This window comes from Synechococcus sp. R55.7 (assembly GCF_047461955.1).
GTDB lineage: Bacteria > Cyanobacteriota > Cyanobacteriia > Thermostichales > Thermostichaceae > Thermostichus.
In genome coordinates this window covers 1-701 of the sequence record NZ_JANSIC010000470.1, presented here as the reverse complement: position 1 = coordinate 701, position 701 = coordinate 1, and the positions used below count along the sequence as shown (strand labels likewise).

Annotated in this window: 2 protein-coding genes; both read right to left on the bottom strand. The window is 52.8% G+C overall.

Annotated features, from left to right (window positions below; translation table 11 throughout):
* The coding region (locus NW820_RS13195; protein ID WP_414407748.1) for a Uma2 family endonuclease at window positions 1-334 on the bottom strand (334 nt) is incomplete at its 3' end.
* Between the two features lie 67 nt (window positions 335-401).
* On the bottom strand, window positions 402-701 hold a 300-nt coding region (locus tag NW820_RS13190; protein WP_414407747.1), incomplete at its 5' end, for an ATP-binding protein.

Below are 701 nucleotides of genomic sequence, written 5' to 3'. Positions count from 1 at the left end.
AAAGAATTTCGATAATCCAGTCGGGTGCTGCGGTGAAGTCATCTTCTGGCTCGCCTGTCTCACTGAGGCGAATTCGATCCCACGCAATTACAGCAATATCGGGAACAATGGAACGACCGGCAAAAGTGCATCGCAATTCGGGTAGGGCAGTATAGTCGGTGGTGCTGCCGTCAACCTCAGCCAAAAGGCGTTTTTGCAAAATGGAATGGCGGACTTTGGGCAGCGGTTTTTGAATGGCAACTCCATCCACGTACTCCCATGCCGGAGACTCTTCTATGTGAGGCAACTTGAGGAAGTCTTCAAGAGTGAGAGCCAAATCTAGGCGAGTTGTCATAGGTTTAGGCAAAGCCCCCCCGGATCCCTGCCAGTAATGTATCCCAAAGCGAGGGGAAGAAGTGGAATTAAAATTGCGGCAATTCGGGTAGATGTAGCGTAAAAGTCGTCCAACCGGCAGAGCTGTTGACCTCAATGGATCCCCTCAGTTGATCCACCATCTGTTTTGCCAAGGCCAAGCCCAGACCGGTGCCCCCTTCTTTCCAAGGATCATGGCCAGGGATCCGGTAAAAACGCTCGAAAATGCGGGTGAGTTCCTCAGCCGGGATCTCTTGGCTATTCCTGACTTGGATGCGAGTTCGGTTGGCCTCAACCCTGACTTCTAGGCGGATGGATCCCTGGCCGGGGGTGTATTTCACCGCGTTGTG